The organism is Delftia sp. NA_296.1 (genome assembly GCF_052692095.1).
Window position 1 is genome coordinate 324,652 of record NZ_JBQZGF010000003.1, and the last position, 23,296, is coordinate 347,947.

Sequence of the window (23,296 nt, forward strand, 5' to 3'; positions counted from 1 at the left end):
CGGGCAACTGGAACCCGTGACGCAGGGTATTGTCGCATGCGCGGATAATCACGGCTGGCGTGCAACCGATTTGTTGCCCGGTTTTTGCAGAAATCAACGATTCAAGTACTCGGACCAGAATGGCTCAATACGTTTTCTCGATGAACCACCTCACCAAGACCGTGCCGCCCAAGCGGCAGATCTTGAAGGACATCTCTCTCAGCTTTTTCCCGGGCGCCAAGATCGGCGTGCTGGGTCTGAACGGCTCGGGCAAGTCCTCGCTGCTCAAGATCATGGCTGGGGTGGACAAGGAATTCGAAGGCGAGGCGCTGCCCATGCAGGGCCTGTCCATCGGCTACCTGCCGCAGGAGCCGCAGCTCAATGCGGAGCACACCGTGCGCCAGGCCGTGGAAGAGGCCATGGCCGAAGTCAACGCGGCCCGTTCGCGCCTCGATGAAATCTACGCCGCCTATGCCGAGCCCGATGCCGACTTCGACGCGCTGGCCGCCGAGCAAGGCGAGCTCGAAGCCAAGATCGCCGCTGCCGGCACCGACTCCGAGCACCAGCTGGAGATCGCTGCCGACGCCCTGCGCCTGCCGGCCTGGGATGCCGTGATCGGCAAGCTGTCCGGTGGCGAAAAGCGCCGCGTGGCCCTGTGCAAGCTGCTGCTGTCCAAGCCCGACATGCTGCTGCTTGACGAACCCACCAACCACTTGGATGCCGAGTCCGTGGAATGGCTGGAGCAATTCCTGCACCGCTTCACCGGCACCGTGGTGGCCATCACCCACGATCGCTACTTCCTGGACAACGCTGCCGAGTGGATTCTGGAACTGGACCGGGGCCACGGCATTCCCTACAAGGGCAACTACTCCGAATGGCTGTTCCAGAAGCAAAGCCGCCTGGAGTCCGAGCAAAAGGGCGAGGAAGCCCGTGCCAAGGCCCTGAAGAAGGAACTGGAGTGGGTTCGCCAGAATGCCAAGGGCCGCCAGACCAAGTCCAAGGCCCGTATTGCGCGCTTCGAGGAACTGAGCGATTTCGAATACCAAAAGCGCAACGAAACCCAGGAAATCTTCATTCCTGTGGCCGAGCGCCTGGGCACCCAGGTCATCGAGTTCAACAACGTCACCAAGAGCTTTGGCGACCGCGTGCTCATCGACAACCTGACCATGAACATCCCCGCTGGCGCCATCGTCGGCATCATCGGCCCCAACGGTGCCGGCAAGTCCACGCTGTTCAAGCTGATCGCGGGGCGCGAGCAGGCCGACTCCGGCGAAGTCATCGTGGGCCAGACGGTCAAGATGGCCTATGTGGAGCAGACGCGTGACGCGCTGGCCAACGACAAGACGGTGTGGGAAGACATCTCGGGCGGGCTGGACATCATCAACGTCGGCAAGTTCCAGATGGCGTCGCGCGCCTACGCAGGCCGCTTCAACTTCAACGGCCAGGACCAGCAAAAGAAGGTCGGCAACCTCTCCGGCGGCGAGCGCGGCCGCCTGCACCTGGCCAAGACGCTGATCCAGGGCGGCAACGTGCTGCTGCTGGACGAGCCCTCCAACGACCTGGACGTGGAAACCCTGCGCGCGCTGGAAGATGCGCTGCTGGAGTACGCGGGCACGGTGCTGGTGATCTCCCACGATCGCTGGTTCCTCGACCGTATCGCCACGCACATCCTGGCGGCCGAAGGCGATTCGCAATGGGTGTACTTCGACGGCAACTACCAGGAGTACGAAGCCGATAAGAAAAAGCGTCTGGGCGAGGAGGGTGCCAAGCCCAAGCGCATGCGCTATAAGGCACTGAAGTAAGCATCAAAGGCAAGCCTCAAAGCGCCTCCGGCACGGGCTGGAGCCTGTATTCTTCGGGCCATGAATCCTCCACCCGTTTCTGTTGCGGCGTTGCAAGCCTGCCTGGTGCAGGCTGTTCGCGGCTCGGAGGCGCTGATCCTGCGGCTGCTGCAGCGCACGGCGCATGCCATGGAGCAGGCCGACCAGCCGGGCTCCGGCCTGCCGCGCCGCGCTGAAATCCCCGAGGCACTGGAGCTGCTGGCCCGCCACCGGGCGCCCATGCTCAAGGGCTATGGGCGGGCGCTGCTGGAATGCTTTGGTCAATCCGGCGGCGCTGCTGCCTGGCCCCCTGTGCCTGGCATGTCCGGTGCGTCCGGTGTGCCCGGCACCACCGATTTCGCCTCCCTCTCCCTCCTGGACGACTCCGTGCTGCAGTCGCAGCTGGCCCACCAGCGCCTGCTGCAGCATGTGGCGCCGCAGGTGGAGATCGCGCTGGCCGAGCTCGACGCCCTGGTCAGCGCCGTCCAGGGCCTGGACCGTGTCCAGCCCGAACGCAATCCGCTGCGGCCCCACAGCTATGTGCAGGCGCTGCAGCGCGTGATCGACGACACCGGGGTGGACCCCGGCTCCGCCGCCTGCTGGCTGGGCTTCATGCGCGAACACCTGGGTGCGCTGCTGGTGTCCGAGTACGGCCATATCGCCCAATCCCTGCGTGACAAGGGGGTGCAGCCTGCGGCCTATGGCCTGGCGCCGGTACAGGCCCCTTCGCCCGACGCGGGACGCCGCCATTCCGACCTGCCGGGGCAAAGCCGCTGGCGGGCACCTTCCCACTATGGCGATGCCGTGGCCCAGAGCCGCGCCTATGGCTCCTTTGGTCAGCAGGCCCAGGAAGATGAGTTGACGCGGCGCCTGGTGGCGGCCCTGCTGTCCGATCCACGCTGGATGGATTCGCACCGCGAGGCGCCCGCTGCGGCGCCTTCTTCCATGTTGGCGCTGGCCCACACATCCTCCTATTCCGTGCCCGGGCAGTTTGCGCCGGCCATGGACGGCGCAAGCCGCCTGCAGACCACCGCCTGGCAGGGCAGCGAGACGGCACCCACCGTGCTGGCGGCGCTGCCCGAAGGCTGGACTTCGCTGAGCTGCATGGCGCTGGAGTCCGTGCAGCACCACTCGGCCCAGCTGGAGCAACTGATGCAGGCGCTGCAGCCGCCCGAGCAGCAGGAGCCCGCACCCGGCGTGCGCGCCGACGACGGCGCCGCGCTGCACACCCTGCAGCGCATGATGCGTTTCATGGCGGCCGACACGCGCCTGCTGCCTTCCGTGCAGCGCACCGTGGGCCGTCTGGAGCCGCTGCTGCAGCAGCTGGTGGTCCAGGACGCGCGCTTTTTTGAAGACCGCAGCCACCCCGCGCGCCAACTGCTCGATGAGCTGACGGCACGCAGCCTGTGGTTCGACAGTGAATCCGCGCCCGGCTACGGTCAATTCCTGCAGGTGGCCGATTCCGCCGCCATGCGGCTGGCGGCCCTGCAGCGTGCCGATGCGTCGGCCTTTGCCACGGTGCTGCAGCAGCTGCGCGACGGTTGGGGCGGCAGCGGCATGCAGCCCGTGGGTCCTGGCGAAATGCCGGAAGGCGGCACGGTGACCGGGCCTGTCTCGGCTGCGCTCAGGCATGTGGAAAGGCGGGGCGTGGACCCGCGCTGGCCCGAAACCGCCATGCCCAGGGCCGAGCAGATTGCAGCCGCCATCCGGCGCCTGCCCAGCGCCCAGGGCGTGCCCGATGACATTCTGGAATTCGCCACGGGACCCTGGGCCGAAGTGATCGCCAGCGTTCAGGAACCCGTGGACGGCAGCGAGGCCCGGGACCCCGGCGGCTATCTGGCCCTGGTGCCCAGCCTGCTGTGGAGCGTGTCGGCGCACGCAGGCCGCGATACCGACCGCCTGGTGGCGCTGGCACCCCGGCTGCAGGCCCGGCTGCGCGCCGGCCTGCGCAGCGTGGGGCGTACGGAAGAGGAAATCCAGGCCTTTGCCGCGCGCCTGGCCGGCCTGCACCAGGACGCGCTGGATGCCGGTGTGGTCCGCCAGCCCATAGAGAGCGTGGACATTTATCTGGACTCCGTACCGCCGACCATCTACGGGTCGGACTCGGTGCTGGCATCCCTGTCTTCCTCCACTGGTGCGGCAACGCTTGGCCAGACAACGCCCGGCTCCCTGGCGGGCCGTCTGCCGCAGTCGTTGTTTGGCCTGGCGGCCTCCCTGCCGGTGCCGCTCGATGTGCGGCAGCCGATGGTGGACGATATCGGCGCGCTGACCGAGCAGGACCTGGAACTGCCCGAGGCGCTGCAGGATGAGCTGCCGGCCACCCCGGCTGCACAAGCGCCGCAGGCCCTTGCTGGGCTTGCGGGGCAGGCTGCGTTGGCCGGTGGCGAAGCCGCCCCGATGCCTGCCGAGCCCGCGCTGCCCCTGGAGCCACCGCCGCCGGTGGTTCCCGTGGTGTCCGAAGACTGGGCGCTGGGCACCTGGGTGGAACTGTCCAACGCCCGGCAGTGCATCCGCACCCAGCTGACCTGGGTCAGCCCGCAGCAGACGCTGTTCCTGTTCACGGCCACCGATGGCAGCACCCAGTCCATGACGCGCCGCATGCGCGACAAGCTGCTGGCGCAAGGGCAACTGCGGCGCGTGGACTGAGGCGCCTGCCGGACATGCGCCGGCGCCGATGGGGACGAATCGTGCCCAATTCGGGCCTTGCGGAGGTTGAGGCCCGAGGCCTGTCAAAAAGACAATGTCCTGCATCGGTGCGCTCCGGATCACGGGGCGCATCACCGAATAGACCCCACCAGCAGGAGACAGGAACCATGGCGCGTTTGAGGATAGGCATCGTCGGAGCAGGCATTGGCGGACTGGCGGCAGCCAATGCGCTGCACCAGGCAGGGCATGAAGTATTGGTGTTCGAGCAAAGCCGGCAGTTCCTGCGCGTGGGCGCGGACATCAACCTCACGCCCAATGCCGTGCGCGCCCTCGATGGCCTGGGCGCCGACATTGCCGCCGCCGTGCGCGCCAGCGCCGCCCGGCCCACGCACCGCATCAGCCGCAACTGGGACACGGGCGAGGAAACCTCGCGCCTGACCATGGGTGACGAGGCCGAGCGCAAGTACGGCGCCCCGCAGTTGACCATCCACCGCGCCGATCTGCTGGCCGCGCTGGCCGATGCCTTTCCGCTGGACCAGGTGCAGTTGGGCAAGCGTGCCAGCCAGATCACGCAGACGGGGCAAGGCGTGGGCATCGCCTTCACCGATGGCAGCGAAGTGGCCGGGCTGGACGCACTCATTGGCGCGGACGGCATCCACTCCGTGGTGCGCGCGGCCCTGTTCGGTGCCGAGAGCCCGCGCTTCACGGGTGTGGTGGCCTTCCGCGCGGTGGTGCCCACCGAGCGCGTGCGCCATGTGCCCGACATCCAGGCCTTCACCAAATGGTGGGGCGCCACGCCGCAAAGCCAGATCGTGACCTTTCCTCTGAACCAGGGGCGCGACACCTTCATCTTCGCCACCACGGCCCAGGATTCCTGGCACGAGGAATCGTGGACCACGCCCGGCAGCGTCGAGGAGTTGCGCGGCTTCTACGCCGATTTCCATCCCGATGCCCGGGCGCTGCTCGACGCCTGCGATGGCGTGCTCAAGACCGCGCTGTACGAGCGCGATCCCCTGCCGGCCTGGTCGCAGGACCGCATCACGCTGCTGGGCGATGCCTGCCACCCGATGATGCCCTTCATGGCCCAGGGTGCAGGCATGGCCATCGAGGACGCCGTGGTGCTGGCCCGCAACCTGGATGCTGCCCCGGGTCCGCAGCAGGTGCCCGAGGTCCTGGCGCGCTACCAGGCCATGCGCATGCAGCGCACCAGCGAGATCCAGATCGGCTCGCGCGGCAACAACTGGCTGCGCGCCGGTGGCAATGCCGATGGCGTCTACGGCTACGACGCCTGGGCGGTTGCGCTGCAGGCCTGAGCCCGGTCAGGGCCGGCAGGCGGCCAGCTCCCTGGCGCAGGGCAGCTCCAGCCCTTCGGCCGTGGTCAGCGAATGCGCGGCCAGCACGGCGCGCACCGTGGCCAGGGCCACGGCCTCGGCGGCCATGGCGGACAGGGTCAGCATGCCCAGCGAGTGCTCGGCCAGGCCGGTGCCCAGGGCGAACAGCGTGTCGCCATCGCTCATGGTGTGCACGGGGCGTATGGCGCGTGCCAGGCCGTCATGGGATACCACGGCCAGGCGCTGGGCCTGGACCTTGGAGATGCGTGCATCGGTGGCAATCACGCCGATGGTGGTGTTGGTGCCTGCCAGCAGCGGCCGGGGCTCTTCGCCGCGCAGCAGGGCACGGCAGGTGTCGTGCAGCTGGCGGCCATCGGGGCTGCGCGCGCCGGCCAGCAGCGCGCCGCTGTGGGGGTCGACCACATCGCCCACGGCATTGCAGGCGATCAGCGCGCCCACGGTGACGCCGTGCACGGTGAGCGAGGCCGTGCCGATGCCACCCTTCATGGCGCGATCCATGCCGAAGACCTTGCCCACGCAGGCGCCCATGCCGGCGCCCACATTGCCCTCGGCAGGCCGCGCGGTGCTGGCGGCCTGGCAGGCCGCATGGCCGGCATCGGCACCCGGGCGGATGCGGCTGTCGCCCACCGCCAGATCGAACAGCACGGCGGCCGGCACGATGGGCACGCGGCCCACGCCCACATCCAGCCCTATGCCCTGCTCATCCAGCCAGCGCATGGCGCCGCTGGCCGCGTCCAGCCCCCATGCGCTGCCGCCCGAGAGCATGACGGCATGCACCTGCTGCACCAGGTTGGAAGGATGCAGCAGGTCGGTCTCGCGCGTGCCGGGGGCGGCGCCACGCACATCGCAGCCCCCCACGGCACCGCCGCGCGCCAGCACGACGGTGCAGCCCGTGGGGCGGCGGGCATCGGTGTGGTGGCCTACCTCGATGCCCTGTACGCGGGTGATGGAGCCGGGGTCTGAGTCGGTGCTTGGCATGCGCTGCTCTGCTCGGTGATGGACAGGCCTTCACCTTAGCCGAAACGGCAGCCCTGCACCCGGTCTTCAGCGCAGCACTTCCAGCTGCGTGACCACGAAGGCGCCCTGGTCCTGCTCGGCGCGAAAGCGCACCTTGTCGCCGGCCTTGAGGGCGGGCTCGGGTGCAGCCACGCGCAGCTGGAAGACCATGGTCATGGGCGGCATGCCCAGGTTCTTGAGTTCGCCGTGGCGCAGCGTGACCTTGCTGGTGCGAGCATCCCAGCGCGTGACCTCGCCTTCGCTGAGGTCCTGGCTGGCGGCGGCGGGTGCGGTTTCTGCAGATTGCGCGCCATGCGCCGCATGGTCGTGGGCCGTGGCCTGGGCACCGGCCCAGGCCGGGATCAGCGCGGCGGCAAGGGCCAGGCGCACGGCAAGTGCGGTACGGGACGTACGGGAAACAAGGAGGGCTGTGTTGTGCATGGTGTGCTCCGGGGTTCAGCGGTAGCTGGTGAAGGTGCGGGTGGAAACGTCGCTGTTCATGAGGTTCTTGGTGATCAGCAGCACCTCGTAGGGGTCCTTGCGGCCGCCGTACTCGGGGCCGTCCATGCCGGGGCTGCCCACGGGCATGCCGGGCACGGCAATGCCCAGCGCCTTGGGCTTTTGCTTGAGCAGCTTGTGCACGTCGGCCGCAGGCACATGGCCTTCGAGCGCATAGCCTTCGACCAGGGCCGTGTGGCAGGAGCCCAGGCGCGCCGGAATGCCCAGCCTGGCGCGCACGGCGCTGTTGCCGGTGTCGTGCACGGTGACGGCAAAGCCGTTTTGCTCCATGTGCACCACCCAGTCCTGGCAGCAGCCGCAGTTGGGGTCCTTCCAGACCTCGACGGGGATGCGGGTGCTGGGTGCTTCTTTGGGCACCGTGGGTGCAGCCGCCCACAGCGAAGGGGCGGCGAATGCCGTGCAGGCCAGGGCCATGCGGCGCAGCGCACTGCGGCGCGGGTGGGCGGATGCCATGCGTTCATGTTTCATGGGGTGCTCCTGAAGGGGGGGGAAGAAGGGGCGCGCTCATTGCGTCACCGTGATGGTTCCGCGCATGCCGGCCTGGTAGTGGCCGGGGATGAGGCAGGCAAAGTCGAAGCTGCCTTCGCGGTTGAAATTCCAGACCAGGTCGCCGGATTTGCCGGGCGAGACATGGGCCATGTAGGGCTCGCCGTGCTCCATGGTGGGGAACTTGAGCATCATCTGCGCGTGCTCGTCCAGCGAGGCCGGCGTGCCCAGCACGATCTCGTGCATGACCTGGCCCTTGTTGGCCACGCGCAGGCGCACCGTCTCGCCGCGCTTGACGCTGATGCGCTCTGGCGTGAAGCGCATGTTGTCGCTCATGTCCAGGGTGATGGTGCGCCGGGCGGCCGAGGCATCGCCGGCAATGCCCCAGGGCTTTTGCTCCTTGACCGCGGCGGTCTTGGGAGCGTCATCGTGGGCTTCGCTGCCATGGGCGAAGACGGCAGCGGGGCCGGCGAGCAGTGCGGTGGCGAGGAGGAGGGCAAAGGTGTTCATGAGGTGCTCCTTGGATGGCATCAGTGGTGCTCATGGCCCGCACCGGGCTTGCGCACGCTGGGTGCGCCGGGGGACTGGCCGGGCGTGGTCTGGCGCGGTGCGGAGGCTTCGGCCGCCGGCCCCTTCCATTCATAGGCCACGCTGCCCTTGGGGTGGGTGAACCAGCCCGGGTCGCCGTAGTCGTTGGCGCCCAGCTGCTCGCGCACCTTGAGGCTGGTGAACATGCCGCCCATCTCGATGGGGCCGAAGGGGCCCGTGCCGGTCATCATCGGGAAGGTGTTGTCGGGCAGGGGCATTTCCATGGAGGCCATGTCGCCCATGCCGCGCTCGCCCATGACCATGTAGTCGGGCACGATCTTCTGGATCTTGCCGACCAGGCCCCGGTGGTCCACGCCGATCATGGTCGGCGTGTCATGCCCCATGGCGCCCATGGTGTGGTGGCTCTTGTGGCAGTGCAGGGCCCAGTCGCCCAGCTCGTCGGCGATGAACTCCACCTGGCGCATCTGGCCCACGGCCACGTCGGTGGTCACCTCGGGCCAGCGAGCGGACCGGGGCACGGGGCCGCCGTCGGTGCCCGTGACCTCGAATTCGTGGCCGTGCAGGTGGATGGGGTGGTTGGTCATGGTCAGGTTGCCCACGCGCAGGCGCACGCGGTCGCCACGCCTGGCGACGACGGGGCTGATGGCGGGGAACACCCGGCTGTTGAAGGTCCAGATGTTGAAGTCCGTCATCTCGGCCACGCGCGGCGTCATGGAGCCGGGCTCCACGTCGTAGGCCGACAGCAGGAAGGCGTAGTCGCGCTGGACCTCGGCGATCTGCGGATGGGCCGCCTTCGGATGCGTGATCCACAGGCCCATCATGCCCATGGCCATCTGCACCATCTCGTCGGCATGCGGGTGGTACATGAAGGTGCCGGGGCGGCGCGCCGTGAACTCGTAGACGAAGGTCTTGCCGGGCGGGATGTGCGGCTGGGTCACGCCGCCCACGCCGTCCATGCCGTTGGGCAGGCGCTGTCCGTGCCAGTGCACGGTGGTGTGCTCGGGCAGGCGGTTGGTCACGAAGATGCGGACCTTGTCGCCTTCCACGACCTCGATGGTCGGTCCCGGGCTCTGGCCGTTGTAGCCCCACATGTTGACGAAGAAGCCCGGTGCCACCTCGCGCACCACGGGCTCGGCCACCAGGTGGAATTCCTTGACGCCTGCGTTCATGCGCCAGGGCGTGGTCCAGCCGTTGAGCGTGACCACGGGGCGGTAGGGGCGGCCGTTGGGCGGTGCCAGCGGAGCGGCGGTTTCGGCCGAGGACTGGGTCGCTGCCTCGGGCAGGGCGGCCAGGGCCACGCGGCTGACGGCGGCGCTGGAGACGGCGGCCACGGCCGCGCCGGTGAAGAAGTTGCGGCGGTTCATGTCAGTGGCTCGCTGTGTTCGTGGGAGTGGGTGCGGCGGCGCTGGATGCGGCCTCGACCGTGCCTGGCGAGGTTCCGGCCAGAGCCAGCTGCAGGTCGGTGTCGGCCAGCCAGAAGTCGCGCTGGGCGTCGGTGGCGGTGGCCACGGCCTGGGCGCTGTTGCGGGCCTCGGCCAGCAACTCCCAGACGCTGACGAACATGCCGTTGTAGCGGAGCATGGTTTCGTCCTGGATGAAGCGGCGCAGCGGCAGCACCTCGGCCTGCTGCTGGTGGGCCAGGTCCCAGGCCGTGCGGTAGCGCATCCAGCTGCTGCGCGCCTCGGCCCGCGCCTGGATGGCGCCTTGCTGCAACTGGGCCGCGCTGCGCTGGACCTCGGCGCGTGCGCGGCCGCTGGCGGCGCCACCCCAGTCGAACAGCGGCAGGGGCAGGTCGATCTCCCAGCCGCGTGTCACATCGCTGTGTCCGGTGGCCCGGTCCGTGGCGGTGTTGCGGTTGTAGCCCAGGCCGATGTCGCCGAACATGGCGCCCAGGCGTGCCCAGCCACGGCGCTCGGCCAACTGGTCCAGGTCGCGGCGCAGGGCGCGCAGGTCCAGGCGCTCGCGCAGCGCGGTGGCTTCGGCGTCGTCCCCGGAGCGCAACTGCGTGGCCGCCTGCGGGATGGCGGGCAGCTGGTCGGGCAGCTTGAAATCGATGCGCCGTCCCCACAGGCCCATCAGACGGGCCAGTTGCTCATGCTCGGCCGTGGCGGCCAGGCGCGCACGCGCCAGCTGGGCTGCGGTGTCCTGCTGGATGCTGAGCTCGCGCGCCTGCTGCAGCCGGCTGAAGTTGCCCACGCGGGCCATGCGCCGCGCCAGCTCGGCACCGGCCTCGGCCGCTTCGTGCATGCGCTCGCTGGACGCCAGCTGCTGGCGTGCGGCCACGGCGCGCAGCCAGGCGCGGCGCGTGTCGGCGGCCAGCCGCAGCACATCCTGCGCGGCGGTCAGGGTGGCCTGTTCCATCTGCATGCCCTGCCAGCGGCTGCGCCAGGGCAGGGTGATCAGGCTGACCAGGCCAAAGCTCAGCTGGCGCTCGATCTCGCGCTCGTCGCTGTTGACCATGCGGCCCAGGGCCAGCGTGGGGTTGGGCAGGGTCAGGGCCTGAACGCGTTCGGCATCCTGCACGCCCAGTTGCGCGAGGCGCGCCTGCAGGCCGGGGTTGTTGAGCAGTGCGATGCGCACGGACTGGTCCATGTCCAGCGGCTGGCGCAGCCACTCGTCGATGCGCTGCTGCGCCGCGTCGCGGGCCTGCAGATCGGTTGGCGGCAGTTGGGCGCCGTCCGGCAGGCGGCTGGCGGTATGGGATTGGACCGCGCCGCGCAGGCCGTCGGGCGAGATGCTGGCGCAGCCGGCCAGGGCCAGCACGGCAGCCATGGCGCCGACCAGCCGGGTGGGGGCGAAGAGGGTGCGCTTCATGGCCGGCCTCCGTGCTGCATGTGAGAGCCGTGCGGGGACGGCGCAGGCGTGGATCGGCCGCCCTGGGCGGCTTCCCAGCGCAGGATGTCCATATGGCCGTTGGGAAACTCGGCCACGGCCGCATTGGCCTGGCGCCAGTCGGTCAGCTCGGTTTCCACGGCGCCACTGGCCGGCAGCGCGGCATGGCGCAGCGGCAGGCTGGCCGCAGCCGGATCGATGGCGCCGGTCAGGCCTGCGGAGGAGGAGGCCGGGGGGAGGCTGCCGTCATGGACCTGGGCCCATGCAGCGGGGCTGGAGACGGCAAGGGCCGCCAGCCCGAATTGGATAAGGGGGACGAGAAAATGCGCTCGGCGCATGGTGTTCTCCTGAATGCGAAACGGACAACGCATCCGCGGCCAGACGCCCCGCCATGCCCGCAAGCGGGCTGCCCATGGAGGGGCGGCAGGGATGGCGCGGACGCACTTCGGGCGTCAGGCTTCAGGAAATGGGTGGCTTGATGGCCTGCAGCTTGGCCGCGCTGGCAAAGCGCGCGCTGCCTTGGGGGCGCAGTGCGGCGGACGGCGCTGCGCCGTCCGAACCGATCTGGCCAGGAGTGAAAAGGGCCGAATGGCAGATGCCGCACAGGGTGCAGCTGGGCCCATGTTCATGTTCGCCGCAGCTGCCGCCCGCAGGGCCACCGGCCTGGGGAGCGCAGGCTGCACTGTGCTCGGCGTGTGATGCGTGATCTGGGCCGTGATCTGCGGCGTGCGCCGCGTGATGCTGCTCAGGGCTGTCCGGCGATTGCGTGATTTCCAGCGCGACTTCGGGCGCGTGGTGGTGGAGTGCCGACGCCGGAGCCAACGCTGGCGCAGATGCGGCAGCCGGCGCCAGGGCCGACATGACCGGCGCAGCCCCCATGGCCATGGCGTCGCCCAGCAGGCCACGAAGGACCAGCAGCAAGACCAGGACAATGGACAGGGGGCGGCGCATAGGCATGGATGATACCGGACGGTGCTGCGAAGTTCCTCAGGTGCGGGCCCTTCGCCCGGGCGGGCGGCGCGTGGCGCGCAGGGCCTCGGCGATCAGGGCCGATACGGCGGGCGGCATGTCCATGGGCAGGGTGGCAGGCACCGTGGCGCGGCCTGTGTTGCCGCGCGGCAGCCGGTCCAGCAGGTGACCAGCAGGCACCAGGGCCAGGCGCAGCAACTGGCCGGCCACCTCCCCGCCATCGCGCAGTTGCAGCGCATGGCGCAGCATCCAGCAGTGGGATCGCCAGTGCAGGCCCAGCAACTGCTGGCCCAGCACATGGCTGGCCTCCAGCATCAGCCAGCGCTGTGCGGGCGCCTGGTCCTGGCTTGAACGGAAGCTGTGCAGCAGGTGGGTGAAGGCGGCGCGGCGCTGGGCGTCGGTCATGCCGCCTCCCTGTCGCTGCCCCAGCGGCGCAGCCGCAGGCCGTTGGCGACCACCAGAAGGCTCACACCCATGTCGGCGAGCACAGCCAGCCACATGCTGGCGTTGCCGGCCAGGGCCAGTGCGAAGAACACCAGCTTGACGCCCAAAGACAGGGCGATGTTCTGCCAGAGCACGGCGTGGGCGCTGCGCGACAGCTCCACCACCTCGGGCAGGCGGCGCAGGTCGTCGTTCATCAGCACCACGTCGGCGGTTTCCATGGCCATGCCCGTGCTGTGCATGCCGCCCATGGCAAAGCCGATATCGGCCTGGGCCAGCGCCGGTGCATCGTTGATGCCGTCGCCCGTCATGGCGGTGGGGCCGTGGGTGCGCTGCAGCTCGGCCAGTGCGTCGAGCTTGTCCTGGGGCAGCAGGCCGCCGCGCGCATCCTGGATGCCGGCTTCGGCAGCGATGGAGCGCACGGTGGCCGTGTTGTCGCCGCTGAGCACCACGGGCTGCACGCCCAGGGCCTGCAGGCGCGCCACGGCCTCGCGGGCCTGGGGCCGCAGCGGGTCGGCCACGGCGAACAGGGCCCGCACGCCGCTGCTGTCGGCCAGCAGGGTCACGGTGCGGCCCTGGGCTTCGTGCATGGCCAGGCCGGCGCGCAGCGCGGCGCTGTCCCAGCCTTGCTCCTGCACCCAGCGCAGGTTGGCCAGGGTCCAGAGCTGGCCGTCGATCTCGGCCTGCACGCCACGGCCGGGCAGGGCCAGCAGCTTGCTGACCGAGGCCCGTGCGGCCACGCCGGCATCGGCCTGGAGGCCGGAAGCAATGGCGCGCGAGACCGGGTGGTCCGAGCGGCCGGCCAGTGCCAGGGCATATGCGGCGGGCTGGCTGGAGTCCTGGGCCGCGTCTTCTTCGCTCCAGGATTTCCATTCGACCAGCCTGGGGCTGCCCGTGGTCAGCGTGCCGGTCTTGTCCAGGGCAATGGCGCGCAGCTTGCGGGCAGATTCCAGCGCCTGGCCGCCCTTGATCAGCAGGCCGCGGCGTGCCGCGGCCGTGAGCGCGCTGACCACGGTGACGGGGGTGGACAGCACGAGGGCGCAGGGGCAGGAGATGACCAGCAGGGCCAGCGCCTGGTAGGCCGCGTCATGCCAGCTCCAGTCCATGACCAGCGGTGCCAGCACCGCCAGCGCAATGGCCAGCACCAGCACGATGGGCGTGTAGACGGCAGCAAAGCGGTCGACGAAGCGCTGGGTCGGCGCCTTGGAGGCCTGGGCCTGCTCCACGGCATGGACGATGCGCGCAATCAGGCTGTCATTGGCCGCCGAGGTGACGCGCATCTGCAGCTCGCCATCCTGGTTGATGCTGCCGGCGTAGAGCTCGTCGCCTGGGGCCTTGTCGGCCAGGGCGCTTTCTCCGGTGATGGGCGCCTGGTTGACCGAACTTTGGCCTCGCAGGACCACGCCGTCCAGCGGCACGCGCGCGCCGGGGGCCACGCGCACGGTGGCGTCCAGCGCCACGTCGGCGGCGGCCACGCGCTGCACGCTGCCATCGGGCTGGAGCACGTCGGCCGTCTCGGGCGCCATCTGCAGCAGGCTGCGGATGGCATTGCGCGCCCGGTCCATGGCCTGGTCCTCGATGCGCTCGGCCGCGGCGTACAGGGCCATGACCATGGCGGCCTCGGGCCACTGGCCGATGGCGAAGGCACCCGTGACGGCAATGGCCATCAGCGCATGGATGCCCAGCTTCAGGCGCAGCACGTCGCGGATGCCGGCCTTGTAGACGCCCAGGCCCGACAGGGCAATGGCCAGCACGGCCACGGCCATGCCGCCGTATTGCAGGGCCGGCACGCCGCCCTGGGAGCCGCTGAACCAGTGGGCGGCTTCGGCCAGCACGGCTGCAATCAGCGCGGCCGTGATGCGCGGCCAGCCGGGCAGCACACTGTGGTCGTGGCCGGCATGGGGATCGCTCTCGTCGTGACCGTGGTCATGGTCGTGGTCATGGGCGTGATCGTGGCCATGGCCCTCGCCATGCGCATGCGAGTGGCCTTGCGCCTTCTTGCGGGCCGGCGTGGGCTGGGTGATGGTGAAGGGCGCGCAGCAATCGGTGCCGCAGGCGGAAGACGGCGAAGTCGAGGCGGGCTTGGAAAGGGCTGGGGAGGCTTTCAGGGCCTCGTTGCCCTGAGGGCTTGGCAGGCGATTGGAGTTCATGCGAGCATTGGAAACGGTGAAGTCACTTCAAGGTCAAGCATGTCACAGCATGAATCTGCGCGCTGGCGCATCGGCGAGGCGGCCAAGCGTTCCGGCGTGGCCGCCGCCAACATCCGCTACTACGAGAAGGAAAGGCTGCTCAGTGCAGGCGTGCGCGAGGACAACCAGTACCGGCTGTACAGCGACAGCGATGTGCACCGGCTGCGCTTCATCCGCCTGTGCCGCGCCATGGACATGTCGCTGGACGAGGTCCGCACCCTGCTGGCGCTGGACGGCGCCAGCAAGGCCGACTGCGTGGCCGCCAACGAAACCCTGGACGCCCACCTGGGCCATGTGCGCGAGCGCCTGGCCGAGCTGCGCGCGCTGGAGCATGAGCTGATGCAGCTGCGCAGCCAGTGCGACGGGTCGGACAGCTACTGCCATCTGATCGAGGCCCTGCATGCCCAGGCCGACGAACCGCTGGCACCCGCCCTGGGCAGCTCCGGCGCCAAGCGCCATGTGTAGCGCCGTCTGCAGCTGCCTGTCTTGCGCCGGCGTCCGACGGACCGTCCCGGTACGGCTCGCTATCATCGCCCGATGAGCCTCAGCCACGCAGCCCTGTCCCTTCCCGACCGCATCTGGGCGGCGCTGCGCGACCATGCGCTGGCCTGGTGGCGCAGCGTCTACCTGGGCGCCGTGCTGCTGGTGCTGGCCATGTCCCCTTCCAGCTACCGGCGCGGTGCACGGCGTGCCATGGCGCACCAGATCTATGTGCAGACCGGGCCCATCCTGCTGGGTTTCACGGCGCTTGCGGCCCTGTTGTGCGCGGTGATCACGCGCATCGTAATCGTCACGGCGCTGAGTTATGGGCTGTCGCGCTATGCGCTGGAGATGGTGGTGCGTGTGCTGGTGATCGAGCTGATCCCGCTGACGGCCGCGCTGTTCGTGGCCATGCGCTGCACCATTCCCAATGGCACGCTGATTGCGCAGCTGCGCGCGCGGGGCCAGCTCCAGGCCTGGCAGGAGCGCGGCTCCGACCCGCTGCGCATGGCCCTGGTGCCGCGCGCCGCCGGTGGCGTGTTTGCCTCGGTCACGCTGGCCGTGCTCAGCTGCGTGGTGGCCCTGGTCACCGTCTACCTGAGTGTCTATGGCTTCACGCTGGCGGGCCTGCCCGGCTACACGCGCATCTTCGGCCAGATCTTCACGCCGGCCGTGACCCTGGTCTTCGTGCTCAAGACCTGGTTCTTCAGCCTCACCGTGGCCATCATGCCCATGGCCTCGGGCCTGTATGCGCCGCTGCGGCGCCACCGGCTGGGCGGCGCGGCGCTGGGCGGCTTTGCGCGCATGTTTGCCGTGCTGCTGGTGATCGAGGTGATCTCGCTCATGGGCAACTATTACTGAGAACGCCCGCTGAACTCCACGAACTCCACATGCACGGCAAGGCCCGTGCCAGAACAAGGAATGCCATGACCGATACGCGGCGCACGCCGCCAGACCCCTGGGACGGCGAGGAAATCGAGGCCCTCAAGCCCGTGGCGCACCTGCGCGCCAAGGCGGCGGGCCTGCTGCTGTTCACGCTGGTGCTGATTCTTGGATCGGCCCTGTACCTGCTGTACTCGCGCGGCGTGTTCGACGCCACGCAGCGCCTGGTGCTCACGGCCGACGACTCCGAGGGCGTGAGCGTGGGCATGGACATGACCTTCTCGGGCTTTCCGATCGGGCGCGTGCGCCGCATCGAACTGGCCGAGGACGGCAATGTGCGCATCCTCATCGACGTGCCGCGCAAGGACGCGCACTGGCTGCGCGAGTCCAGCGTCTTCACCCTGGTCAAGGGGCTGGTGGGGGGCACCACCATCAAGGCCTACAGCGGCATCCTCAGCGATCCGCCGCTGCCCGACGAGGCCGTGCGCCCCGTGCTGCGCGGCGATGCCACGGCCGAGCTGCCGCAGATCATGTCCACGGCCAAGGAAGTGCTGGGCAACATCGCCCAGCTCACCGCGCCGGACTCGGCCCTGGGCGGGTCGCTGACCGAGCTGCGCGGCCTGGCCGGCCGGGCCCAGGGGCCGGGCGGCGTGCTGGGAGTGGTCATGGGCAGCGAGCAGGAGGCGCGCAAGGTGACGGCCCTGCTGGACCGCGCCAACGCCACGCTGGCCCGCATGGAGCGCATGGTGGCGCGGGCCGACAGCCAGGTGTTCGACGCCGGCGGCGTCATGCCCGAGGTGCGTTCCACCGTGGTGCAGCTCAACGGCCTGCTGGCCGACACGCGCCGCACGCTGGGCAAGGTGGACGCCGTGCTGGCCGAGGCCCAGGCCGTGGGCTCCAATGCGCGCGAGGCCACGGCCGACCTGGGCGCCTTGCGGGCCGAGGTCGAGGGCAACCTGCGCCGCCTGGAAGGCGTGCTGGCCGACCTGCAGCGCAAGTGGCCGTTTGCCCATCAACCGGAGTTGAAGCTGCCATGAGCTCTGCCGCAACCCTCCTGGCGCGCCATGCCGGCGCCGTGCTGACCCTGGTGCTGGCCGGCTGCAGCAGCCGCCCGCCCGCGCCGGACTGGGCGCTGAATGCCGAATCGGCTTCGCAACGCGCATCCACCGCCTACCTGGAAGGCCGCCAGCGCGTGCAGGCCATGGAATGGGACAAGGCCCGCGCCGAGGTGGCCGCCACGGGCCGCACCGACCTGGCCGCGCGTCTGGAGCTGATGCGCTGCGCGGCCCAGGTGGCCAGTCTCGAATGGGACGACTGCCCCGGCTACCAGGCGCTGGCGCTTGACGCTGCGCCGGCCGAGGCCGCCTATGCGCGGTATCTGCAAGGCAAGCTCCGGCCCGAAGACGTTGCGCTATTGCCAGAATTGCAGCGCCCCGTGGCACAGGCGCTGCTGGGCGGGTCTGCGTCGGCGCTGGCCGCCGTGAGCGCCATCAAGGAGCCGCTGCCTCAGCTGGTGGCGGCCGGCGCGGCCCTGCGATCGGGTGCGGCAGAGCCGGGCTTGTTGATGCTGGGCGCCGACATAGCCTCGGCCCAAGGCTGGCGCCGCGCGGTGATGGCCTGGCTGCTGCTGCAGGCCAGGGCCCATGAGCAGGCGGGCGAGGTGGACAAGGCCCAGGCCGTCAGGCGCAGGCTGTCGCTGCTGGAGAAGACGGCCAGCGGTGGGGGCACATCGGCCGGCAAATGAAAACAGCGCCAGTCCGAAAGGGATGGCGCTGGGCAGGCATTTGCAGGCGTTTGCAGGGCTTACATCGACGACAGCAGGGCGCCCGGGTCTTTTTGCAGCAAGGTGTCTGCAGCCGGGGCGGCGCTGTCCAGCCAGAAGGTGGCAACGCTGGCGGCTACGGCAAGCACGACCGTGGCGGTGAAGGCGATGAAGGGATGACGTCCGAAGGGGCTGGGTCTGCGCATGGTGGACCTCCTGTCTGGCAGCGCAGGCAGAGCATTGGGCTGGGCCTGGACTCCATTGCACACCGAATTGCGCAGCGCGGCTGTCGGACAATCGCTTTCTCTCTTGACGTTTGTAAAAAAGTACTGAGAGAAAATTTCTATCGACTTTCAAGAGGCCGAAAAAAAAGCGAGGCAGAGCCTCGCTGAAAGTTCGGGACGTAAGTCCCTGGCCCGTGCTGGCAGGCCAGGCGTCGCCTTAGAAACGGTGGCGGATACCCGCGATCAGGCTGGTGCCCGACTTCAGGTCCGTGATGCGGTCGTGCATCAGCACGGTGTACACATCGGTGCGCTTGGACAGGTAGTGGTCGTAGCCCAGGCTGGCCGTGGTGCGCGTGGAGTCCACGGCGCCGATTTCGGCCTTGGTGCGGGCCAGGGCTGCCTTGATGGTGCCGGCGCTGGTTACGGGCACGTCCAGGCCCAGCGAGTAGGTGCTGTTCTTGCGGTCCAGATCCTTGACCTTGGCCTGGCCGTAGGTTGCGTACAGCTTGGCCACTTCGAAGTTGTAGGTGCCGCCCAGCATCCAGTCGGTCTTGGTGGGCATCACGGCCAGGCTCACGGGGTTGCTGATCTGGGCGCGCTCGTAGAAGGCCACCAGGCTCAGAGGGCCGCCGAAGTACATGGCGTTCACGCCGATGTTCTTCTTGCCGGAATCGCCGCCCTTTTCACCGAACTGGTAGTGGACGTTGGCCTGCAGGCCGCCGAACTTGGGCGTGGTGTAGACGACTTGGTTGCTCCAGCCGGTGTCGGATGGCGTGGTCAGGTTGGCCGAGCCCCAGGCTGTCGTGCCCACGTTGGCGTGCAGCACCAGCGGGGAGATGGTGAAGGAGTCGCCGAAGGGGTTGGTCAGGATGGTGGGCAGGAAGTTGGGCGCCATGCCGCGGCCCAGGCGCACCGTGCCGAAGCCGCCGGACAGGCCGACGTTGGCATCGCGCGAGAAGTACGGGTCACCATCGAAACGGCCGGGGCTGCCAGTGTCCACACGCATGAAGGCCGTCAGCTGGAAATCGACCTTCAGGCCGCCGCCCAGGTCTTCCTGGCCCTTCATGCCCCACCAGGAGGTGGTCATGCCGCCCGAACCCACGACACCCTTGCCGCTGGCGTCGCCAGCCATGCGCATGGAGCCGGCATAGGCGTCCACCAGGCCAGTCAGCTGGACCGAGCTTTGGGCGTGTGCAGCGCCGGCGCAGGCCAGTGCAGCGGCCAGTGCGATGAAGGAACGTTTCATGTTGAGGAGTCTTTCATTGTTGGAGAGTGGAAACGGGCGGCCAGTGCTGTGACCGGGGCAGACGATGAACCAATCGCCCGGGCTGGGCTACGTGGCAAACCTGGGACAGTGGCGTTTTCGCATCAGGGGCGGGCTGGCGTCGGCACGTCTTTGCGGCCTGCGTGCAAGGCGGTCTTGACTGGCTAAGCCGCGTATTACAACGCATCCGAGCCATTGCGCCGGCCATAAAGTGGTGTCTTTGACACAGTTATGACGAAACTTAATTTGTGTTTTGCACTCTCGCGGCTTGAACACTGCCGTGCACTGGGATGGGGCCGGGGCACCAGGGCTGTGCAGCAGGTCGTTGCAAGAGGGCTCAAAGGTCAATTCAGGGCTCCTTGTTCGTCGGTTGGGCGGTGGATTTGTGCCTGTTGCCAGGCCTTTGGCTGCAACTGATTGCAAACAGCGTGCCAGCTTGCAACCCGGCCATGGGCCAGGCCTGGGGCCCATGAGCCGGGCATGTGCTTCCAGACGTGTCAGACTCGCGCCCATGTCCGAATCCACCCTGCTCGTTGCCGATGACCACCCGCTGTTCCGCGCCGCGGTGATCCATGTGCTGCGCGAGGCCCTGCCGCAGTTCGCCGTGCTGGAGGCCGCAAGCGCCGCCACGCTGGGCGCGGCGCTGCAGCAGCACCCCGAGATCGAGCTGGTGCTGCTGGACCTGGCTATGCCGGGGGCGCGCGGTTTCTCGGCGCTGCTGCATGTGCGCGGCGAGTACCCCGATGTTCCGGTGGTGGTGATTTCGTCCAACGACCATCCGCGCGTGATCCGCCGTGCGCAGCAGTTCGGTGCCGCGGGCTTCATTCCGAAATCGGCGCCGGCCGAGGCCATAGGCACGGCGCTGCAGGAAGTGCTGGACGGCGGCAGCTGGTTCCCGCCCATGGCCGCCGAGCGCTCCGAGGCCGACGCCGCGCTGGCCGCGCGGCTGGCCCAGCTCACGCCCCAGCAGTTCCGCGTGCTGCTGTGCCTGGCCGATGGCCTGCTCAACAAACAGATCGCCCACGAACTGGGGCTGGCCGAGAACACCGTCAAGGTGCACGTGACGGCCATTCTCAAGAAGCTGGAGTGCTACAGCCGCACGCAGGCGGCCGTGCTGGTCAAGAGCCTGGAGAACGACGGCACGGTCTGAACGCCAGGCCCTGCCGTGCCACGTCTATCGGTGGCGCAGCAGCATCTGGCTCATGAGCGCGCGCAGCGCGGGCGGGCGCACAGGCTTGGCCAGAAAGCCCCAGCCGCGCTCGGCCGCCTGGCGGCGCACCATGCCGTCGCGCTCGGCCGTGACCAGGATCACGGGCGGCGACTGGCCCCAGCGCTGGCACAGCTGGGCGTACACATCGGGGCCGTGCAACTGGCCCAGGCGCACATCGAGCAGCACCAGCTGCGGCGCTTCGCCGGGCGCGGCCAGCGCCAGCGCCTCGGCCGGGCCGCCGGCCAGCGGCACGTTGCAGCCCCAGCGCTGCAGCAGGGCGCGCATGGCGGTGCAGGACTGGGCATCGTCTTCCACGTACCAGGCGCTTATGCCCTGCAGCGGTGCGTCCTGGCCTGCCTCGCCGGAGTGCGTGGCCGCGGCGATCTGCGGCACGGCTGCGGGATCGCCCAGCGGCACGCAGACCCAGAACACGCTGCCCCGGCCCAGGTGCGAGCGCAGACCGATTTCGTGGCCCAGCAGGCGGCCCAGGCGCTCGACGATGGCCAGGCCCAGCCCGGCGCCACGGTCGTCGCCATGGCCTTCGTCCAGGCGGCGGAATTCCTCGAAGATCTCGTGCTGCAGGCTTTCGGGAATGCCCGGTCCCTGGTCGTGCACCTCGATGCGCAACTGCTGGCCCTGGCGCCGGCAGCCGATGACGATGCGGCCCTGGCGCGTATAGCGTATGGCGTTGGACAGGAAGTTCTGCAGGATGCGGCGCAGCAACGCCTCGTCGCTGCGCACCACGCAGCGCGTGTCCACCGCGCTCAGGCGCAGGCCCCGGCTTTCGGCCAGGATGCCGAAGTTGTGGCGCATGACCCGCAGCAGCGGTCCCAGCGCGAAGTCGCGCACGCGCACCTCCAGCTGGCCCGATTCCATGCGCGAGATGTCCAGCAGGCTGCCCAGGATGGCGTCCTGCGCGGCCAGGGCGCCGTCGATGCTGTCGGCCACATGGCGGCCCGCGTCGTCATGCAGATGGCTGCGCAGCAGGGAGCTGAACATGCGCGCGGCGTTCAGCGGCTGCAGCAGGTCGTGCACGGCGGCGGCCACGAAGCGTGTCTTGTAGCGGTTGGCCTGCTCGGCCTCGCGCTTGGCTTCGGCCAGGTCGCGCGTGCGCTCGGCAATGCGCTGCTCCAGCGCATCGGCCAGCGAGCGCAGCTCGCGCGCGGCGTTCTTGTAGCTGGTGATGTCGGCGTAGCTGGTGACGAAGCCGCCATCGGGCAGCGGGTTGCCGCGGATCTCCAGCACCGTGCCGTCGTCCTTGGTGCTTTCGCGCAGGTGCGGGCTGCCGCTGCGCAGATGCTGCAGCCGCCGGTGGATGGCCTCCTCGATGGGGCCGGGCCCCAGCAGGCCGCGCCGGGCGTTGTAGCGGAACAGGTTCTCTATGGGCTGGCCCGTGCGCAGCAGTTCGGAGGGAAACCGGAACAGCTCCACGTAGCGCGAGTTCCAGGCCACCAGGTTGAGGGCGGCATCGATCACCACCACGCCCTGGGGCAGGTGCTCCAGGCTGCGGCTCAGGCCCGTGTCGGCCTGGCGCGCGGCCTGGACGATGCCGTCCTGGGCCGTGCGCAGCTCCTGGGCATGCTGGCGCAGCACGGTCTCCAGCTCCAGGCGGCTGCGCAGGCGCAGCGCGGCCAGCCGCCTGCGCTGGCGCACGAACAGCACCAGCAGGCCCAGGGCCAGCCAGCCGCCCGCAGCGGCCGCCGCTGCCCAGCGGCTGGCCACGGTGCTGGTCTGCGTGTCGTGCAGCAGGTGCAGTTGCCAGTCGCTGCCGGGCAGAGGCAGGGTCTGCCACAGCGTGGTGCCGGGCAGGGTGGGTTCCTGCATCTGCACCAGGCGGCTGCCTTGCTCCAGGCCCTGGCGCACGCGGTAGCGCATGGGGTGCAGTTCTTGGTCGATGTACTGGCGCGTGGCGGCCAGGTCCGCCTCGTCGGCGGGGCTCAGGGGTGACAGCAGGCGGTAGCGCCAGTCGGGCTGGCTGGCCAGGAAGACCACGCCGTGCTCGTCCGAGGCCATGACCACGTCGGGCGTCTGCAGCCATTCGCGCTCCAGCTCCAGCAGCGCGATCTTGATCACCACCAGGCCCGCGACGGCGTTCTGTTCGTCCAGGATGGCCTGCGACAGGAAGTAGCCCGGCAGGCCCGTGGTCAGGCCGATGCCGTAGAAGCGCCCGCTGCCGCGTGACAGCGCCTGCTGCACATAGGGCCTGAAGCTGTAGTCCACGCCCACGTTGCTGCGCGTCTCGCGCCAGTTGCTGGCAGCCAGGGCCGTGCCGTGGCGGTCGATCAGGGTCAGCGTGGACGACTGGCTGGCGCCGTTGGCCTGCTCCAGCTTGCGGTTGAGGGCATCGACCTCGGCGGGAGACAGCGGGTGGGTGAGGGCGGCGCGCAGCTGCGCGTCCAGCGCCAGCACCTCGGGCAGGGTGCGGTAGCGGTCTATGCGCTGGCCCAGGGCCTGGGCGTAGAGGCTGAGCTGGCGCTGCACGCTTTCGGCCTCGCCGCGCAGGGCACGGTGGTAGACCAGCTCACCGGCCAGCAGCATGCAGGCGAGCATGCCGCCGAACAGCAGCAGCAGGGTCCAGAAGGAACGGCGTGAAGGGCGTCGAACGGGTTGGGGCATGGTGGTCTGGACCCGATTGGGCGCCAGCTTGGTGCCTTCCAGGGGCGGGAAGGAGTTGGGGATTACCCTGATTCTGCGTG

21 protein-coding genes are annotated in these 23,296 nt (G+C 69.4%); 8 read left to right on the forward strand and 13 right to left on the reverse strand.

Annotation, left to right across the window (positions count from 1 at the left end; all coding sequences use genetic code 11):
• Positions 1-119: 119 nt before the first annotated feature.
• The 3 genes from ettA to ACUTR7_RS09400 all read left to right on the forward strand — a co-directional run bounded on the left by ettA (position 120) and on the right by ACUTR7_RS09400 (position 5,758).
• On the forward strand, positions 120-1,781 hold the full coding sequence (gene ettA, locus ACUTR7_RS09390; RefSeq protein ID WP_013803101.1) for an energy-dependent translational throttle protein EttA: 1,662 nt from the start codon (positions 120-122) through the stop codon (positions 1,779-1,781).
• Between the two features lie 60 nt (positions 1,782-1,841).
• Positions 1,842-4,445: a DUF1631 family protein gene (locus ACUTR7_RS09395; protein WP_445608676.1), complete on the forward strand. Its 2,604-nt coding sequence runs from the start codon at positions 1,842-1,844 to the stop codon at positions 4,443-4,445.
• Positions 4,446-4,612: 167 nt separating this feature from the next.
• On the forward strand, positions 4,613-5,758 hold the full coding sequence (locus tag ACUTR7_RS09400) for an FAD-dependent monooxygenase (protein WP_097202782.1): 1,146 nt from the start codon (positions 4,613-4,615) through the stop codon (positions 5,756-5,758).
• A gap of 6 nt (positions 5,759-5,764) precedes the next feature.
• Here the strand turns inward: ACUTR7_RS09400 and ACUTR7_RS09405 are convergent, their stop codons facing one another.
• The 10 genes from ACUTR7_RS09405 to ACUTR7_RS09450 all read right to left on the reverse strand — a co-directional run bounded on the left by ACUTR7_RS09405 (position 5,765) and on the right by ACUTR7_RS09450 (position 14,739).
• Positions 5,765-6,775 (reverse strand): P1 family peptidase, encoded by a 1,011-nt coding sequence (locus ACUTR7_RS09405; RefSeq protein WP_445608677.1) that lies wholly within the window; start codon positions 6,773-6,775, stop codon positions 5,765-5,767.
• Between the two features lie 66 nt (positions 6,776-6,841).
• Positions 6,842-7,234 (reverse strand): copper-binding protein, encoded by a 393-nt coding sequence (locus ACUTR7_RS09410; RefSeq protein WP_013803097.1) that lies wholly within the window; start codon positions 7,232-7,234, stop codon positions 6,842-6,844.
• 15 nt (positions 7,235-7,249) lie between these two features.
• Positions 7,250-7,780, reverse strand: a complete 531-nt coding sequence (locus ACUTR7_RS09415) for a DUF411 domain-containing protein (RefSeq protein WP_043824841.1) — start codon at positions 7,778-7,780, stop codon at positions 7,250-7,252.
• A gap of 36 nt (positions 7,781-7,816) precedes the next feature.
• The gene (locus tag ACUTR7_RS09420; protein WP_012204757.1) at positions 7,817-8,308 is read right to left on the reverse strand and encodes a cupredoxin domain-containing protein; all 492 of its coding nucleotides are present in this window, start codon (positions 8,306-8,308) and stop codon (positions 7,817-7,819) included.
• 20 nt (positions 8,309-8,328) lie between these two features.
• On the reverse strand, positions 8,329-9,711 hold the full coding sequence (locus tag ACUTR7_RS09425; protein ID WP_445608678.1) for a multicopper oxidase family protein: 1,383 nt from the start codon (positions 9,709-9,711) through the stop codon (positions 8,329-8,331).
• Position 9,712: 1 nt separating this feature from the next.
• On the reverse strand, positions 9,713-11,161 hold the full coding sequence (locus ACUTR7_RS09430) for a TolC family protein (RefSeq protein ID WP_279213333.1): 1,449 nt from the start codon (positions 11,159-11,161) through the stop codon (positions 9,713-9,715).
• On the reverse strand, positions 11,158-11,517 hold the full coding sequence (locus ACUTR7_RS09435) for a hypothetical protein (protein WP_392416112.1): 360 nt from the start codon (positions 11,515-11,517) through the stop codon (positions 11,158-11,160). The genes ACUTR7_RS09430 and ACUTR7_RS09435 overlap by 4 nt, the downstream gene beginning before the upstream one ends.
• Positions 11,518-11,638: 121 nt before the next feature.
• On the reverse strand, positions 11,639-12,136 hold the full coding sequence (locus tag ACUTR7_RS09440) for a hypothetical protein (RefSeq protein ID WP_445608679.1): 498 nt from the start codon (positions 12,134-12,136) through the stop codon (positions 11,639-11,641).
• Positions 12,137-12,166: 30 nt separating this feature from the next.
• Positions 12,167-12,553 (reverse strand): DUF3703 domain-containing protein, encoded by a 387-nt coding sequence (locus ACUTR7_RS09445; protein ID WP_445608680.1) that lies wholly within the window; start codon positions 12,551-12,553, stop codon positions 12,167-12,169.
• Positions 12,550-14,739, reverse strand: a complete 2,190-nt coding sequence (locus ACUTR7_RS09450; RefSeq protein WP_445608681.1) for a heavy metal translocating P-type ATPase — start codon at positions 14,737-14,739, stop codon at positions 12,550-12,552. The genes ACUTR7_RS09445 and ACUTR7_RS09450 overlap by 4 nt, the downstream gene beginning before the upstream one ends.
• Before the next feature lie 39 nt (positions 14,740-14,778).
• On the opposite strand from ACUTR7_RS09450, the gene ACUTR7_RS09455 reads away from it, so the two are divergent.
• The 4 genes from ACUTR7_RS09455 (at position 14,779) to ACUTR7_RS09470 (ending at position 17,884) form a co-directional block, all read left to right on the forward strand.
• Positions 14,779-15,243 carry a Cd(II)/Pb(II)-responsive transcriptional regulator gene (locus ACUTR7_RS09455; RefSeq protein ID WP_013803089.1) on the forward strand — a complete coding sequence of 155 codons (465 nt, stop codon included), beginning with the start codon at positions 14,779-14,781 and terminating at the stop codon, positions 15,241-15,243.
• A gap of 72 nt (positions 15,244-15,315) precedes the next feature.
• Positions 15,316-16,119 (forward strand): MlaE family ABC transporter permease, encoded by an 804-nt coding sequence (locus ACUTR7_RS09460; protein ID WP_012204765.1) that lies wholly within the window; start codon positions 15,316-15,318, stop codon positions 16,117-16,119.
• Positions 16,120-16,184: 65 nt separating this feature from the next.
• Positions 16,185-17,177: an MlaD family protein gene (locus ACUTR7_RS09465; RefSeq protein ID WP_013803088.1), complete on the forward strand. Its 993-nt coding sequence runs from the start codon at positions 16,185-16,187 to the stop codon at positions 17,175-17,177.
• On the forward strand, positions 17,174-17,884 hold the full coding sequence (locus tag ACUTR7_RS09470; RefSeq protein ID WP_445608682.1) for a hypothetical protein: 711 nt from the start codon (positions 17,174-17,176) through the stop codon (positions 17,882-17,884). Before ACUTR7_RS09465 ends, ACUTR7_RS09470 begins: the two co-directional genes overlap by 4 nt.
• A gap of 59 nt (positions 17,885-17,943) precedes the next feature.
• Here the strand turns inward: ACUTR7_RS09470 and ACUTR7_RS09475 are convergent, their stop codons facing one another.
• A complete protein-coding gene (locus ACUTR7_RS09475; protein ID WP_013803086.1) occupies positions 17,944-18,108 on the reverse strand; it encodes a hypothetical protein in 165 nt (54 codons plus the stop codon).
• Between the two features lie 235 nt (positions 18,109-18,343).
• Positions 18,344-19,372, reverse strand: a complete 1,029-nt coding sequence (locus ACUTR7_RS09480; RefSeq protein WP_013803085.1) for a porin — start codon at positions 19,370-19,372, stop codon at positions 18,344-18,346.
• A gap of 529 nt (positions 19,373-19,901) precedes the next feature.
• Between ACUTR7_RS09480 and ACUTR7_RS09485 the strand changes: the two genes are divergently transcribed.
• The gene (locus ACUTR7_RS09485; RefSeq protein ID WP_034392075.1) at positions 19,902-20,540 is read left to right on the forward strand and encodes a LuxR C-terminal-related transcriptional regulator; all 639 of its coding nucleotides are present in this window, start codon (positions 19,902-19,904) and stop codon (positions 20,538-20,540) included.
• Positions 20,541-20,564: 24 nt separating this feature from the next.
• On the opposite strand, the gene ACUTR7_RS09490 is transcribed toward ACUTR7_RS09485, so the two are convergent.
• Positions 20,565-23,216: a hybrid sensor histidine kinase/response regulator gene (locus ACUTR7_RS09490; RefSeq protein ID WP_445608683.1), complete on the reverse strand. Its 2,652-nt coding sequence runs from the start codon at positions 23,214-23,216 to the stop codon at positions 20,565-20,567.
• Positions 23,217-23,296: the final 80 nt, after the last annotated feature.

Excerpts from the sequence above, each read along its gene's own strand:
- ettA (WP_013803101.1), top strand. The coding sequence starts at position 120 with ATGGCTCAATACGTTTTCTCGATGAACCACCTCACCAAGACCGTGCCG.
- ACUTR7_RS09395 (WP_445608676.1), top strand. The coding sequence starts at position 1,842 with ATGAATCCTCCACCCGTTTCTGTTGCGGCGTTGCAAGCCTGCCTGGTG.
- ACUTR7_RS09400 (WP_097202782.1), top strand. The coding sequence starts at position 4,613 with ATGGCGCGTTTGAGGATAGGCATCGTCGGAGCAGGCATTGGCGGACTG.
- ACUTR7_RS09405 (WP_445608677.1), bottom strand. The coding sequence starts at position 6,775 with ATGCCAAGCACCGACTCAGACCCCGGCTCCATCACCCGCGTACAGGGC.
- ACUTR7_RS09410 (WP_013803097.1), bottom strand. The coding sequence starts at position 7,234 with ATGCACAACACAGCCCTCCTTGTTTCCCGTACGTCCCGTACCGCACTT.
- ACUTR7_RS09415 (WP_043824841.1), bottom strand. The coding sequence starts at position 7,780 with ATGAAACATGAACGCATGGCATCCGCCCACCCGCGCCGCAGTGCGCTG.
- ACUTR7_RS09420 (WP_012204757.1), bottom strand. The coding sequence starts at position 8,308 with ATGAACACCTTTGCCCTCCTCCTCGCCACCGCACTGCTCGCCGGCCCC.
- ACUTR7_RS09425 (WP_445608678.1), bottom strand. The coding sequence starts at position 9,711 with ATGAACCGCCGCAACTTCTTCACCGGCGCGGCCGTGGCCGCCGTCTCC.
- ACUTR7_RS09430 (WP_279213333.1), bottom strand. The coding sequence starts at position 11,161 with ATGAAGCGCACCCTCTTCGCCCCCACCCGGCTGGTCGGCGCCATGGCT.
- ACUTR7_RS09435 (WP_392416112.1), bottom strand. The coding sequence starts at position 11,517 with ATGCGCCGAGCGCATTTTCTCGTCCCCCTTATCCAATTCGGGCTGGCG.
- ACUTR7_RS09440 (WP_445608679.1), bottom strand. The coding sequence starts at position 12,136 with ATGCCTATGCGCCGCCCCCTGTCCATTGTCCTGGTCTTGCTGCTGGTC.
- ACUTR7_RS09445 (WP_445608680.1), bottom strand. The coding sequence starts at position 12,553 with ATGACCGACGCCCAGCGCCGCGCCGCCTTCACCCACCTGCTGCACAGC.
- ACUTR7_RS09450 (WP_445608681.1), bottom strand. The coding sequence starts at position 14,739 with ATGAACTCCAATCGCCTGCCAAGCCCTCAGGGCAACGAGGCCCTGAAA.
- ACUTR7_RS09455 (WP_013803089.1), top strand. The coding sequence starts at position 14,779 with ATGTCACAGCATGAATCTGCGCGCTGGCGCATCGGCGAGGCGGCCAAG.
- ACUTR7_RS09460 (WP_012204765.1), top strand. The coding sequence starts at position 15,316 with ATGAGCCTCAGCCACGCAGCCCTGTCCCTTCCCGACCGCATCTGGGCG.
- ACUTR7_RS09465 (WP_013803088.1), top strand. The coding sequence starts at position 16,185 with ATGACCGATACGCGGCGCACGCCGCCAGACCCCTGGGACGGCGAGGAA.
- ACUTR7_RS09470 (WP_445608682.1), top strand. The coding sequence starts at position 17,174 with ATGAGCTCTGCCGCAACCCTCCTGGCGCGCCATGCCGGCGCCGTGCTG.
- ACUTR7_RS09475 (WP_013803086.1), bottom strand. The coding sequence starts at position 18,108 with ATGCGCAGACCCAGCCCCTTCGGACGTCATCCCTTCATCGCCTTCACC.
- ACUTR7_RS09480 (WP_013803085.1), bottom strand. The coding sequence starts at position 19,372 with ATGAAACGTTCCTTCATCGCACTGGCCGCTGCACTGGCCTGCGCCGGC.
- ACUTR7_RS09485 (WP_034392075.1), top strand. The coding sequence starts at position 19,902 with ATGTCCGAATCCACCCTGCTCGTTGCCGATGACCACCCGCTGTTCCGC.
- ACUTR7_RS09490 (WP_445608683.1), bottom strand. The coding sequence starts at position 23,216 with ATGCCCCAACCCGTTCGACGCCCTTCACGCCGTTCCTTCTGGACCCTG.